Origin of the sequence: Cyclobacterium xiamenense (genome assembly GCF_900109255.1) — a bacterium.
Lineage (GTDB): Bacteria > Bacteroidota > Bacteroidia > Cytophagales > Cyclobacteriaceae > Cyclobacterium > Cyclobacterium xiamenense.
On the sequence record NZ_FNZH01000001.1, the window covers coordinates 817067 to 831871 of the forward strand.

Annotated in this window: 9 protein-coding genes and 1 tRNA gene; 7 read left to right on the forward strand and 3 right to left on the reverse strand. The window is 49.2% G+C overall.

Going from position 1 to position 14805, the window contains the following annotated elements; translation table 11 throughout:
* Positions 1 to 11 precede the first annotated feature (11 nt).
* Together BMW71_RS02960 and BMW71_RS02965 are read right to left on the reverse strand one after the other, a co-directional pair.
* On the reverse strand, positions 12 to 3131 hold the full coding sequence (locus BMW71_RS02960; RefSeq protein WP_092170214.1) for a SusC/RagA family TonB-linked outer membrane protein: 3120 nt from the start codon (positions 3129 to 3131) through the stop codon (positions 12 to 14).
* Positions 3132 to 4393: 1262 nt separating this feature from the next.
* A complete protein-coding gene (locus tag BMW71_RS02965; RefSeq protein WP_092169243.1) occupies positions 4394 to 4789 on the reverse strand; it encodes a hypothetical protein in 396 nt (131 codons plus the stop codon).
* Between the two features lie 89 nt (positions 4790 to 4878).
* Here BMW71_RS02965 and BMW71_RS02970 point away from each other — a divergent pair, with 89 nt between their 5' ends.
* Genes BMW71_RS02970 through BMW71_RS02985 form a run of 4 tightly spaced genes read left to right on the forward strand, consistent with a single transcriptional unit; the run spans position 4879 to position 7647 of the window.
* Complete coding sequence (locus tag BMW71_RS02970; RefSeq protein WP_092169246.1) at positions 4879 to 5442, forward strand: LemA family protein; 564 nt, start codon at positions 4879 to 4881, stop codon at positions 5440 to 5442.
* A gap of 7 nt (positions 5443 to 5449) precedes the next feature.
* A complete protein-coding gene (locus BMW71_RS02975) occupies positions 5450 to 6385 on the forward strand; it encodes a M48 family metallopeptidase (RefSeq protein ID WP_092169249.1) in 936 nt (311 codons plus the stop codon).
* 48 nt (positions 6386 to 6433) lie between these two features.
* A complete protein-coding gene (locus tag BMW71_RS02980) occupies positions 6434 to 7339 on the forward strand; it encodes a DnaJ C-terminal domain-containing protein (protein ID WP_092169252.1) in 906 nt (301 codons plus the stop codon).
* The gene (locus BMW71_RS02985) at positions 7336 to 7647 is read left to right on the forward strand and encodes a chaperone modulator CbpM (RefSeq protein WP_092169255.1); all 312 of its coding nucleotides are present in this window, start codon (positions 7336 to 7338) and stop codon (positions 7645 to 7647) included. The genes BMW71_RS02980 and BMW71_RS02985 overlap by 4 nt, the downstream gene beginning before the upstream one ends.
* Here the strand turns inward: BMW71_RS02985 and BMW71_RS02990 are convergent.
* Positions 7648 to 7722, reverse strand: a tRNA-Val gene (locus BMW71_RS02990).
* A gap of 84 nt (positions 7723 to 7806) precedes the next feature.
* Here BMW71_RS02990 and BMW71_RS02995 point away from each other — a divergent pair.
* The 3 genes from BMW71_RS02995 to BMW71_RS03005 all read left to right on the forward strand — a co-directional run bounded on the left by BMW71_RS02995 (position 7807) and on the right by BMW71_RS03005 (position 14805).
* Positions 7807 to 9117 carry a neutral/alkaline non-lysosomal ceramidase N-terminal domain-containing protein gene (locus BMW71_RS02995; protein ID WP_092169258.1) on the forward strand — a complete coding sequence of 437 codons (1311 nt, stop codon included), beginning with the start codon at positions 7807 to 7809 and terminating at the stop codon, positions 9115 to 9117.
* A gap of 26 nt (positions 9118 to 9143) precedes the next feature.
* Complete coding sequence (locus BMW71_RS03000) at positions 9144 to 12155, forward strand: PVC-type heme-binding CxxCH protein (RefSeq protein WP_177179561.1); 3012 nt, start codon at positions 9144 to 9146, stop codon at positions 12153 to 12155.
* 313 nt (positions 12156 to 12468) lie between these two features.
* Positions 12469 to 14805: a PSD1 and planctomycete cytochrome C domain-containing protein gene (locus BMW71_RS03005; protein ID WP_092170217.1), complete on the forward strand. Its 2337-nt coding sequence runs from the start codon at positions 12469 to 12471 to the stop codon at positions 14803 to 14805.

Here is a 14805-nt window from a genome sequence, read left to right on the forward strand (position 1 = left end):
TATTTTTTTGATTAAAACCCAACACTTACACCACCGCTAAAAAGCCTGCTGTGTGGAAAAAACTGACTTCTACCCCGGGGTGTCTCCGGATCAAACAGTTCTGTTTCTGTAAATGTCAGCATGTTTTCTCCGGAGATGTAGACCCGAAGGTTTGCAACCACGTTCTGCGGAATGGTATACCCGAGTTGGAAATTTTTCAAGCGCAGGTAGCTGGTGTTTTGCAACCAAAAATCGGATTCCATCAGATTGGCAGAGTTTCCGGAACGTACCATGGGCCAGGAGCCAGTTGGGTTTCTTTCCGGATGAAAGGCCTCCCTTGCCATGGTTGTAGGGATGAAATTGGTGTAGTTGGGTCCTTCCATCAGTGCGCCATCCAGGGAATGTTGCTGGCGCAGTACGCCTTGCCAAAACATGGAAAAGTCAAACCCCTTGTAGGAGGCGCTAAACCGCACGCCGAACTCATACCTTGGATCCTCGTTTCCCATGATGTATTGGTCACCCGCTGGGAAAAGGGATTGAGAGATGACCCCGTCCCCATTTAAATCCTCGTAAATGATGTCTCCGATCGTAACCGAGGGAAAAATCGTAGCAGGATAGTTGTCCAGGTCTTCTTGTGTCCGGTAGATTCCCGGGGATTGCAGGCCACGCAGGGAATTGATGGATTCGCCTTCTGTCCATACCGTGAACTTGTCCGGGAAAAACGGCCCCGTTCCCTTTAAGTCTTCAATTCTATTGACAACATCCGAAAAGTTTAGCCCAATCGTATATTGAAAACCATTATCCGGCGCCGGGATGCTGTTGTAGTTGATGGCCACTTCCCATCCTCTATTCGATACCGCAGCAGCATTTTGTACCGGCGGGCTGTATCCGATTGTACGGGGGATGGGAAGTTCGATAAGAATATCGTCCGTGTATTTGTAAAAATATTCGGCGATCACTTCAATCCGGTCATCCAAGAAACCCATATCCAAGCCAATATTGGACATCGTGGTGGTCTCCCAGGTAATGTCCGGGTTTCCCGCCCGGGTGATGGCCGTTCCTGGTACCAGATTATCGTTAAATTGGTATCCATTGTTTAAGTTATACGTGTTCAGATACCGGTACAGCCCGATGCGTTGGTTTCCAAGTTGTCCCCAGGACCCTCTAAGCCGTAAATTGCTAAAGGTGTCTCCCGTACTCATGAAATTTTCCTCGGATATTCTCCACCCGGCAGAAAAGGAAGGGAAAATACCCCATCGATTGCCTTCTCCAAATCGGGAGGATCCGTCGTAGCGAACATTGGCCTGAAACATGTACCGGTCATCATAGCTGTAATTTGCTCTTCCAAAAAAGGACCGCAAACGCCACTCCTCGGAATACCCCCCGGTGGTTTGGTTTTGAATGTCCCCCGCGTTGATGTCGCGCAGGTCATTGCTAAAGAAGTTGTCTCTGGAGGCAGCTATTTCTTTGTACTGGTTATAGATTTCCTCGTATCCAGCCGTTCCCTGTATGCTATGCAGGCCAAAGGTTTGGTCGTAATTCAGGTACAGCCGTTGGCTCAATTCCCGAAGGTTTTCCTGGCCTTCGGTAAGCTTTGAGGTAGCAAACCATCCCCCAACATTCACCAATTCGCCCGTCAGGTAATTCCTCATGCCTGATAATCCATTTTGGAAGATAAAACCATCCGTGGATGTGGTATTCAGGGTCACGTTGCCTTCCAGGGAAAGAGCATCGTTGATCTCGTAGGCAAAACCCAACTGACCAAAAACGTCGTCACTAATCCGGCTGGTTTCACCCTCCTGCACCATGGCACGGGCATTCCATTGCCCGGAAACCAGGTCATAGGTCCCATCGGGATACTCCATAACAATGTTTCGATTGATATGAAGGAGCGCTTGTGTGATTCGCTGCCCGGTAAAGCCCGGACCACTGAAGGCCCGATTTCGGTACATGAGGTTGGTTTTGATGGTTAGCTTGTCGCTGGCGTACAAATCCGAATTGATCCGCATGGTAACCTGCTTGTTGTTGAAATTCTGAAGGATACCATCCGTATCGGCGTAGTTGATCGAGGCAAAAATTCTTCCTGCATCGCTTCCGCTCGAAAGAGACAGCGAATGCCGCTGTTGAAATGCATTCGGGTTGAAAATTCCCCCTTCGTAGTCCGCAAACGGGTACTGTAGTGGATTGGTACCTGCGGCTACGTTTTCAATATACGTTTCGCTGTAGGTAGGATTGGCCCCCACATTGGCTTGCGCCTCGTTCTCCAAACGCATCCAGGTAACAGGGTCGGTTGGTTCGGGAAAGAAATTGGGATTTTGCCAACCCACGAAATTGTTGTAATTGATGGAAACACCACTTGCTGCGCCTCTTTTGGTGGTTACCAGAATCACCCCATTGGCCGCTCTGGAGCCATAAATGGCAGATGATGCCGCATCTTTCAACACCGTGATGGTTTCGATATTGGTGGGTTCAACCGTGCTTAAGGATTGTTCCACCCCATCGATTAGCACCAATGGATTGGCGTTGTTTAAGGTACCGACGCCTCGGATTCTAATACTCGTGCTTTCATTACCGGGCGCTCCACCGTTGTTTTGAATGCTCAGGCCAGGCGTAGTGCCCTGAAGAGCTGCGGCTGTGTTAAGAACGGGGCGTCTGGCGATATCATCTCCTGCCACGGTACTTACCGCACCGGTGACATTCGCCCGCTTTTGGGTACCAAATCCGATAACTACCACTTCGTCCAACGAAGATGTAGCCTCGATTAGGGTTACGTTGATGATGGAACGATCCCCGATACTAATGCGCTGACTTTCAAAGCCAATAAAGGAAACGACGATTTCCGATCCCTCCGGTACGGTCAGGGAGTACTTTCCGTCCAAATCAGTGGCCGTACCGATTGTGGTTCCGGGAAGGGAAATGGTTGCTCCCGGAATGGGTTCGCCAGTTGGGTCCGATACGGTACCGGTTACCGTTACATCGGCTCGTTGTTGAAAGGGTGCCGCCTCGATTAGGTAGGAAGCATGGACGCCGAACGCTTCGCTGATTGCGGAACGGGTATGACTTTTCGTCGAATACGTGGTCAGAAGCTGTATCGCCACCAACAAAACCATCGTTTTGTGTGACACAACCCCTGTGAGTAGTGGTTTTTTCATAATTTTTAAGGTATGTATGGTTAGTTGCCGGTACGAAATTGTAGCCATTCGCTCGCTACATTTTTTAGGCAAAATTTAGGGTGGTGGTACGTCGCTGCAAGGGAGCGTCACCGGGTAATGTCTTTTTTTCACATAGGCATGTGGTTTTTGGTTTATCAATGCGGGAAACATACGTACTTCTCGCGATCAGCTGGCTACCTCAACAGCGAGCCAAACGAACCATGTCCGATTACCCAATACGGGTCGCGAGACACGGAAGCGTTTGTAGAAATACGCTTTACCGTTTAATTAACTGATTTTATACTTAAAATAGGGGGTAAAAAACCACATTAAATGGTAACAAATAAATAAAATATAGGCTTTTTAGGTTTCAAAAATTAGTTTAGGTAACTTATACGGTATTTGTATTACCGAAAAGGCATCGCAGCTGTTTTACCCAAAAATAATTAACAGGAAACACTTAATAAATAAATCACTAAATAAATGCCAAAAATCCATTATTTTTTGAAATTTGGGATTACGTGTTTACAAATAATTGAATGTGTTTTTTCGTTTTTTAAAAATATAAAAGAATTTTCTTATAAAAAAATAATTGCAAAATTAGATTTAAAAATGAAAATAAAATAGTTGATTTCCGAATTTCAACGTTGGTTTTTCGTGGGCAACGGGTCGCCTTGGGCACCAAATTACAGCTTGTGGGTGCGACGCGTTAGCAGTATGGGAAAATTGCTTGTATTACCCGAATTCTCGGATCAAATAGCAATACGACCGGACCCTACCTTATAGAAGTTGGTGTTTGAGGAAGGGGCTTCCTTTGGTCAATCGGCGGCCAGGGCCCGTGTTTGGCATGCAGAATGGGCGGGAAGGGCTGAGGCAAGACTTAATTCATTGTTGATTGAAACTCGAGAAGCAATCAAATTTGATCTGGACACCGAATAATTTGCCTCAACCGCCAGACATGGGCCAATAGTGGCAGTTGACAAATTCCCCGTGTGGATCTTACTTTGCTGCAGGCAGTTGGTAGCCCCCCAAAAAAACCGTCCGGTATTCCGTCGTAGGGTTGCTACCGGGGCTCATTGACGTGGATCTTTTACACAGAACCGTTCCGGACGTTTTTGCGGCATGGTTTGCTTGTGATCATCCGAGGTAGCGATTGTTCGCTGACGGATCCAGCCTTAAGAAAAAAACCGATCGGCAACGAGCTGCTAGACGGAAACCCACGACGGAATCAGGTCCAAGGTGTTCAGCCTTTGGCTTCGTGGTTATTGTATCGGTAACACGCTGCGGTTTGCATTGTCTACTTCTACCACATCTGTCACGACGTATTCACTCGCGCCTCTCCATGGAATGGGGTTGAGGTATTCCTTGTACCGCAATTCGACAAATTTACCACCGGCTCGTTCGAGAATTAGGGCAACCGAGTCTCCCGACGCACTGAAGCGAAACTCATTGCTTTGCAGCGCTCCCGGGTTCGGACTTTGAAACCCATCCTGCACCAGTCGCCCCTCCCAGGTTTTAAATAAGAACCCTTTTTTCTCAAAATAATTGAGGTTGCCTGCTTTTATCCCCTCGGAAAATACAAAATAATACCTCCACCAAAACAGGCCTGCTAAAAGAACGACCAGTACGACAGCTACCGGTCCGATAAATTTTTTCATGGGTTTTATATTGAAGTTAACGCCGCTTAAATATAAGAATAATTCCCATTTTTTGTATATTCCCCGATGAAAGGACAAACCCAAAAACTATGAGTATCATTTGGATCGTATTAATTGTTGCCGTTTTGATAGGTATTTTTGTTGTATCGCTGTACAATAAGTTAGTTGCTTTTAAAAACAACCGCGAAAACGCCTTTGCTGACATCGATGTGCAATTGAAGCAACGGCACGACCTGATTCCCCAGTTAGTGAGCAGTGTCAAGGGCTACATGGAACACGAGGCAGGCGTCCTCACCCGGGTAACCGAGGCGCGATCACGTGCCATGAATGCTTCCACGATTGATGGGAAAATTGCGGCCGAACAGGAACTTGGTTCCGCCTTGCAAGGGCTGCAAATTCAGGTAGAAGCTTATCCCGATTTGAAAGCAAACACGAATTTCTTGCATCTGCAAAACGAGATTTCCGATGTGGAAAATAAGCTGGCCGCCGCCAGGAGGTATTTCAATTCCGCTACCAAAGAGTTCAATGTGGCAGTCCAGAGTTTTCCTTCCAACCTGATTGCCGGGATGTTTGGCTTCCACACCGAACAAATGTTTGATGTGGGCAGCTCCGAAAGAGAGCGACTGGACCAGGCGCCCGAAATTAAATTTTAAGGAGTAAATGGCAGGATATATTGGGATTCAAACACAAATCAGACGAAATAACCTGCGTTCTGTTTTGTTGTTGCTGGGATTTCCTTTGTTGGTGTTGGCCGCGGTTTATGCGTTTTTTTATTTAACCCTGCCTGCGGAAGAGCCAACGGACAGGGTCATGGAGTTGTTTCTGCAGACCCTGCCAGGAGTTTTGATTGCGGTTGCCGTATGGTTCGTCATTGCGTTCTTTTTTCATTCGAAGATGATTCGCAGTGCTGCCGGAGCAAGGCCTCTGGAACGAAAAGAAAACATGCGGGTGTATAATTTGGTAGAAAACCTTTGCATCAGCAAGGGAATGAAAATGCCGAAGGTACAGATCATCGAGGATCCGGCATTGAATGCCTTTGCCAGTGGGATCAACGAAAAAACATACACTGTCACCCTTACCCGAGGCATCATCGATGAACTGAATGACGAGGAATTGGAGGGGGTGATTGCGCACGAGTTGATGCACATTCGGAACAAAGACGTACGACTATTGATCATCTCCATCATTTTTGTGGGCATTTTCTCCTTTGTTGCGCAGATTCTCTTTCGAAGCATGATTTTTGGAGGGGGTAGAAGACGAGGAAAGAGCGATAACCGCGCCCTGTTGGTCGCCATGGTTATTGCCTTTGTTGCGTTTTTGCTAAGCATGTTGTTTCGCTTTGCCATTTCCAGAAAAAGGGAGTACATGGCCGATAGCGGGGCAGCGGAAATGACCAAAAAGCCCTGGGCATTGGCAGCCGCTTTGCGCAAGATTTCAGGAAATTACCGGGTACAGACCGTGAAAAGTGACGACGTGGCGGAACTGTTTATTGAAAACAGACCGGACAAATCCTCCGGACTCTTATCCGCCATTACGGGGCTATTTGCCACGCATCCCCCCATTGACAAGCGGATTGAGCTGCTGGAGCAGTTTTGAAACAAGCAATGAATGGAATAAGCAAAAACCAGGATAGGCGGAAATACCATGGATTTTATTGATTATTATCAACTTCTGGAAATTGGAAAGGACGCCAGTCAGGAAGAAATTAAAAAGGCGTACCGAAAGCTCGCACGAAAATACCATCCCGATCTCAATCCAAACGATCAGGAGGCCCAAAAGAAGTTTCAGGCCATCAACGAAGCTAATGAGGTTTTGAGTGACCCCGAGAAACGGAAAAAATACGACCAATTCGGCAAAGACTGGAAACATGCCGAGGCCTTTCAGGGTCAGTCCGGTGGAGGACCTGCCGGTGGTTTTCGGGAGCAATCGTACCGGTCTGAAGATTTTGAACAAGCATTTGGTCAGGGTGGCTTTTCGGATTTTTTTGAGTCGCTATTTGGAAAAGCTGGCGGTCGAACTGAATCCAAGATCAGGTTCAAGGGCGCCGACCTGCACGCCAGCCTGGAATTGCCTCTCAGAGACCTGATGCACACGCACAAGAAAACGATTGCCATCAATGATCAAAAAATCCGAATAACCATTCATGCGGGCGTTGAAGATGGACAAACCATTCGAATCAAGGGCCACGGTGGCGAAGGCTTACAGGGAGGTCCCCGGGGTGATTTGTACATCACCTTTCATGTGACTGGCGATCCCCTGTATACCCGGGAGGGAACCAATCTATACAAAACAGAGCAGATCGATTTGTATACGGCAGTATTGGGAGGGGAGGCGATTGTTGAAACGCTTGCAGGGAAAGTGAAACTCAAGATTCCGCCCGGGACGCAAAACGGAGCCCGGGTAAAACTGAAAGGAAAAGGTTTACCGCTATACAAAAACGAGCATATTCTGGGGGATCTGTTTCTAACCTATCATGTGAAGATACCCAAAAACCTTACGGAAGCGGAGAATAAATTATTTACCCAGTTGGCAAACCTGAAACAATCATGAATCATCCCGATGAAAGCCTGATACCCCTGGATCAATTTTGCATTTCTTGCGGAATTGAGGTTTCATTCGTGCATAGTCTTTCCAAAGAAGGGCTCTGTGAACTCGTGGTACGGGAAGAATCCACGTACATCGTACCGGAGCATTTAGCCCAATTGGAGCGGCTGGCGCGGCTTCATTACGAAATGGAAATCAATCTGGAAGGGCTGCATGCGATCGTGCACCTGCAGGAAAAAATCACCGATTTGGAAGAAGAAGTTCGAAATCTTCGTAGAAAACTTCGGCGACACCAAAGCCCCGAGTATGAATAGTAGGTCGTACCAGGCTCGAACTGGTGACCTCTGCCCTGTCAAGGCAGCGCTCTGAACCAACTGAGCTAACGACCTGAATTCTGTTTGCAATATTACGGGAATTCATTCAAATAGGCAACAAAACCGTTTTATTATAATTCATCACCCTTGATCGTCTGTATGTTACCATCCTTTCGAATTTACCCAATCACTCTTTTTCTCCTGCTGTTCGTTCTTTCTGTCCCTGTTGCTTCCGCGCAACAGCTGAGGGCTTCGGTCTCAAAGGTGGATATTACCCCGGAGGACAGCCAATGGTTGTTGGGCTACGGCGAGCGAAAATCAACCGGCGTTATCGATCGGATCTTTCACCGGGTGGTCCTGTTAAACGAAGGAGGCGAGACATTTTGTTTGATATCTTCCGATATCTGCCTGGTATCCCCGGCGGAGTACGACCGGGTAGCCGCGGAAATTCAGGACCGCTTTGGGATTCCTGTACTGAATATTTGGTGGACGGTTACCCACACCCATGCCGCGCCGGAAGTCGGGCCTCCGGGCCTGCCGGAAGCCTTTATGGGGGAACGGTACACGCATGAATGGGACCGGGATTATACCCGATTGGTTGAAGACCGCTTATTGGCATCCATTGGTGAAGCCTTGGCCAGCCTTGAGCCTGCAAAAATGGGCTGGGGCTGGGGGTTTTCCAAAGCCAACATCAACCGGAGGGCAATCGATGAGCATGGAAAGGCGTCCTTTGGCCTGAATCCGGACGGCCCGGTGGACCGAAAAATAGGATTGATCCGCATCGATAAAGCGAACGGAGATCCGTTGACACTGGTAGCCAACTATCCCATACACGGTACCGTACTTGGACAGGAAAACACCGCCATTAGCGGCGATGCGCCCGGGGTGGTGGCCGCATACGTGGAAGAAAAAATCGGCGTACCCATGCTGTTTATCAATGGTGCCGCCGGTAACCTGGCGCCTATATACAGCGTTTACCCCGATCCGCGTTCCGGACACCTCAGTCAGTTTAAGGTATTGCTAGGCGATAAAATCCTGGACGCCTATGCCAACATTCAATCGGTTACCGGAGCGGTGGACCTGCAAACGGCTGCCCTGACCATCCGCACCCCGCGTAAGGAAGGGCTGCCCTGGCCGGATGATTTGGCTGCCTATTCCGAATTGGATGGTGCAGGAAAGCCACAGATTCTATTGCCCATACGCTTTCTTAAATTCAATCAATCATTGGCCATTTGGAGTGCACCGCTGGAATTGTTTTGCGAAGTATCCAACGAGGTGCGCCAAGAGTCTCCCTTTCCCTACACCTACTATTATGGATACAGCAATGGCTGGTTGGGCTATCTGCCTACCGCAGCGGCCTATGCGCACGGCGGGTACGAAGTGGAACGGGTAAATGCCTTTACACCCCGGGCCGGTGAAGACCTTACTTCCGCCGTGAAGGCCTTTCTTATGGGCTGGTTAAGCGAGTGATGACAATGGATTCTAGCAGTATAAAAATGACAAAAATCTACGATACCTATTTCTTTCAGTTCCTTACCTGCGCGTCTCTGCTGGCTTTTGTCGGCTGTCAACAAGCAGATGATATCCCTGTAGTTCCGGATGGGTTTGAAATCGACGAGCGGTTTCAATTGGAATTAATAGCCTCGGAACCACTAGTGGCCGATCCGGTCGATATGCTGATTGACGGGCAGGGTAGGATGTTTGTCGTGGAAATGCACGGCTATCCCCTGGATTTGAGTGGTACGGGCAAGGTGAAAGTCCTGACCGATACCAATGGCGATGGGCGTATGGACCGGTCTACGGTTTTTGCCGATAGCCTGGTATTGCCAACGGGCATAATGGCTTGGAAAAACGGGATTCTGGTAACAGACCCTCCCCATGTATTGTATTTGGAGGATACCGATGGAGATGGAGTAGCCGATACGCGGGAGGTAATCCTGACCGGTTTCGCCCGGTCCAACCCACAGCACAACGTCAATAGCCCCCGGTACGGACTGGATAACTGGATCTATCTGGGCCATGAACCGGCGGTAACGACGGTGATGTTTGCCGAGGAATTGGGAGATAAGGGCGCCGAAATTCACTTTCCATTCGATCCCAAAGGGTTGAAATTACCGGTAAATGCCGGCGGAAGAAGTGTTCGGTTCAAGCCGGATGGAACAGGCCTGGAACGGTTGGCCAGCCGTACGCAGTTTGGTCACGCGTCCGATGCCTGGGGCGAACGGTTTCTGATAACGAATAACAACCACTTGATTCACGAGGTTTTGCCGGCCCGGTACCTGGATAGAAACCCGTTTTTTCCGATCAGTAACGTGACGCAGTCCTTTTCTGACCATGGAAACGCCGCCGAAGTGTACCCCATCACCGATAATCCGGAACACCAGCTCCTAACAGACATCGGGGTGATGACTTCAGCCTGTGGGGTCACGCCATACCTTGGAGGAAGTTTTCCTGCACCGTTTGATCGGGTCATTTTTACAGCCGAGCCCGTCAGTAACCTGGTACATGCGGATCTTGTTCAGGACAAAGGGGCTACCTTTATCGGCACGGAACTGTACGAACGAAACGAATTTCTGCGGTCTCGGGATGCCTGGTTCAGGCCGGTCAACATGTATTTGGGGCCGGATGGTGCCCTGTATCTGTTGGACTACCACCGAAGAATCATTGAACACCCCGAATGGATGGCGGATGAGGTAAACCAATCCGGGGCTCTTTACGATGGTACGGATCGGGGGAGAATCTACCGCATTAGCCCGAAAGGGTCCAAAAAAGCCAACTTTTCAGAAACAATTGATCTGCAGGCAGCTTCGGATGAGGAGCTGATTGAGATGCTGGCTTTGGAAAATCATTGGTGGCGATCCAATGCCCAACGAATTTTGGTAGACCGTAACCCGGACCCCTTGCCGACCGATTTGCTGGAACTTGCCCGGGATTCCGACCGCCCCTTAGGAAGGCTGCATGCCTTGTGGACGCTCCATGGGATGGGGAAACTTAGCCCGGAACTGGTGAACCAGGCCCTGGACGATCCGGAGCCGGGAGTACGCAAAAATGCCTTGGTGCTGGCCGAGTTTTTTCCCGAAGCGCTGGAGCAATGGCGCCAGAAATTGACCGCCATGCAATCCGATCCCGATCCCAAGGTCCGCTACCAGTTATTTAATAGCTTGAGTACGCTTTCTTCGGAATGGTCCTTTTCAACGCGCATGGCTATTCTGGCGAAAGACATGGCGGACGAATGGGTACAGGTGGCCGCATTGGCAGCTCCCATTGGACCGAGAGAGGATCTTTTGGGAGAATTGGTTACCGGCTTTAAACCGGAAGTTGCGGGATATGCAGCAATGATTGAAAAAACAGCACGTATGCAGGCACAACGGGATGGGTTTAATGGAGTTAAACAACTACTGTTGCCCTTGCTGGAAGCTGATCGACCCGAGTCTGGATGGGAGGCTTCGGCGATCAAGGGCATTGCCGCCGGCTTGCGGAAATCCCCTCCTGCTGGAAAGGACTGGATTCACTTCCAATCCTCAATTGTTCGGAAACTACCCTCGATAGCCTCAATTCCGCTAAAAAACGCATTTCTAGATGTGATAACGGTGACACAACTGTCCGATATCCCGGTGCGGGAGGAGACGCTGGAAAAGGCTTTTCAGGTCACCTTAAACCCAGAGGCACCCGAGGAGGAGCGATTGCTGGGGTTACGCATGTTGGGCCTGTTTCAACCGGAAAAAGCAGGCGATGAACTAAAACGTTTAATTAGACCTCAGGAATCGGTTCGCTTGCAACAGCAAGTTCTAAGCTATTTAAGCAAAGCAGGGGAGGAGGACTATGTTCGCTTTCTACTAGACCGCTGGACCGGGTTGAGTCCAGAGCTGAGAAATGTCGCCGTTGCTTCGCTATTGACCAGTAAGGAGCGCATTCATTCCTTGCTGGAAGGGCTTGAATCGGGGACCGTCATGCCCAGCCATATCCCCTGGGGTAACACCGTGTTTTTGATGAATCAGAAGGATCCTTCTATTCGGAATAGGGCACGGGAGCTTTTGGTCCCTTCGGCAAGTGGTAGGGACGCAGTAATCGAACGCTATCAGGCTTCCCTGGAAATCGAAGGTATTCCGGAAAACGGATTGCGGGTATACGACGAGAACTGCGCGGTGTGCCACCAAATGACGGAAGACAGGGGCTTCCATTACGGACCTGATTTGGCCTCCTTACGCAACCGTCGGTACGCGAGCATACTAAACGATATCCTGGATCCGAACCTTTCCATCGCAGATGGATACGATTTATGGCAACTCGTACTCGGCACTGGGGAAACTGTTCAGGGTATCGTCCTGCAAGAGACGCCAGGTGCCATTGAGCTGGCACAGGCAGGCGGGCTGCAACGAACCATTTCTCGTGCAGAAATTTCCAGCATGGAAGCACTACCTGTTTCAGGAATGGCGCAGGGGTTGGAGAATCAGCTAACCATCGATGAGATGGCTGATTTACTGGCATTTATCAAAAGGGGATTGTAGGGTGCCGTTTGCTTGTCTTAACCAAATCCTGCGATGTGAAATATGCATTGAGGAGCCGAAGTCGATTTAAATTAAGTATCTATAAAACACTGATTATCAATACTATAAATATATTGTTCAAATTAAGGGTTGAATGTATTGACGAGTAGTCGAAAAACCTGAACAAGTGTCAATAATGTGAATGGGAGGCCGATTCTCAGGTGGTCTGAGAAACGGCGAGCAGCAAGCAATAGGGATGTTGGTTATTGCCTGGTTGCATACTCTGTTGGATCCGGGTTTGATTGTTACCTGGTTTCCTTTATTCGAATCTATCATGGATAAAGCCGTCCGAAATCTTTTGTTCCTTTTCCGCTGGAGTATACTCCTGGGACAGGCCGCCTGTAGTGGATCGGAAGGAGAGAATGGAATCCAGAAAAGGATTCCCGATCAGGTTAGCTACAATTACCACATTCGTCCCATTCTTTCGGACAATTGCTTTGCCTGTCACGGTCCGGATGCCAACAAACGAGAAGCAGGATTGCGGTTGGATTTAGAGGAAGAAGCTTTTTATGCATTGAAAGAAAATCCGGATGCTTTCGCTTTGGTCCCCGGTAAACCGCACGAATCAGAAGTGTTTCGCCGGATAAACAGCAAGGAAGAATGGGAAAAGATGCCTCCGCCTGATTCCAATTTGGCACTATCGCAGCGGGAAATCGAACTAATTAAACGGTGGATAGAAGATGGTGCGCGGTACGAAAAACACTGGGCCTTTGAAGTTCCCCGCTACCCGGATGTGCCGGACGTAAACAAAACCGATTGGCCAGAAAACGAAATCGACTATTTTGTTTTGGAGAAACAGGAGGAGCTGGGTTATCAACCGAACGGTCCGGCAGATAAGGAAAAGCTGTTGAAGCGAATCAGTTTCGACCTGACGGGCTTGCCACCAAGTATGGACCTAATGGATGCATTTGCATCGGATACCAGTTCCAGCGCGTACGAAGAAATCGTGGATTTCCTATTGGCACAGCCTTCCTTTGGCGAGCGCATGGCCGTTTACTGGATGGACGTTTCACGGTATGCCGATTCGTACGGGTACCAGTTGGACAACTTCCGAACGCAATGGCCCTGGAGGGACTGGGTCATCCATGCCTTCAATAAAAACCTATCCTACAAGGATTTTATCACCTGGCAACTGGCAGGAGATCTACTGGAAAGCCCCTCGAAAGAACAAATTCTGGCAACGGGTTTTAACAGAAACCATAAAATAACCGAAGAAGGCGCGGTGGACGAAGAAGAATACCGGGTTACCTACGTCAGTGATCGGGTCAATACGGTAGGAAAGGCCCTAATCGGGATGACTTTTGAATGTGCGGCCTGCCACGATCACAAATACGATCCGATCTCCCAGAAGGAGTATTACGAACTCTTTTCCTTCTTTAATTCCGTAGACGAGCTCCGGACTTCCACGACACCCATAGATCCTACTGTAGGCACACCCGCATCTTATGCCAAAAAGCCTTTTCTGGAAATCACGGATGAGGACGTGAAAGGAGTCCTTTCTTTTGTAAACAAAGCGGACAGCAGTCGCCTGATTGTTTCTGTAATGGGAGACCTGGATACGTTGCGAAAAAATTATGTGCTGGAACGGGGTATTTTCAATGCGTATGGAACGGAAGTCTTTCCGGCCACACCGGAATCGATCGTTCCCTTTGACCCAGGTTATCCCAAAAATCGCCTTGGCTTGGCCATGTGGCTTTTTTCTGAAAAAAATCCCCTTACGGCCCGGGTATTTGTCAATCAGATATGGAAGGAGTTTTTCGGCCGCGGGATCGTAAACACAACGGGGGATTTTGGCATGCAAGGGGAACTACCCAGCCACCCCGAGTTGCTGGACTGGTTGGCGATGGATTTCCGTGAAAACGGATGGGATATCAAACGACTGGTTAAGCAAATGGTCATGTCCGCCACGTACCGGCAGTCTGCCATGATTCGGGCAGAAATGAAGGCAGCGGATCCCGACAACGTGTATTTTACACGATCATCGCGCGCACATTTGAAGGCGGAATTTATCCGCGATATGGTATTGGCCAGCAGCGGGCTTTTGGTACCAACCATTGGCGGGCGCAGCGTGAAACCCTACCAGCCGGATGGATTGTGGGAAGCTGCCACGGCAGGGGGGTCTACCTTAGCGGAATACGTGCAAGACCATGGAGATGACCTGTACCGAAGGGGCTTATATACCTTCGTCAAGCGAACGGTACCCCCACCTTCCATGCTGTTATTTGATGCAAGCAACCGGGATCAATGCGAAACGGAGCGTGCGAACACCAATACCCCCTTACAGGCGCTGGTTATGCTGAACGATCCAACGGTGCTCGAAGCGGCACGCGTTCTTGCAACCAACCTGTTGCGGGAAGCGTCTTCGGATAGAGACAGAATCAGCAAGGCGTTTCGACTGATTCTTTGCCGGCAGCCAAAAGCGAAAGAATTGGACTTACTGGAAACCTATTACGACAAAAAACTGGCTGAAATGACGGAAAAAAACGCCCAGGCGCTGGTAGCGATCGGCGAATCTCCCCAACCAAAACCAGCGGAAACGGTGCGTGTAGCGGCGCTGATGCAGGTGATCTCCACGCTGTACAATACAGAAGAAGCAATAACGAAATCGTAG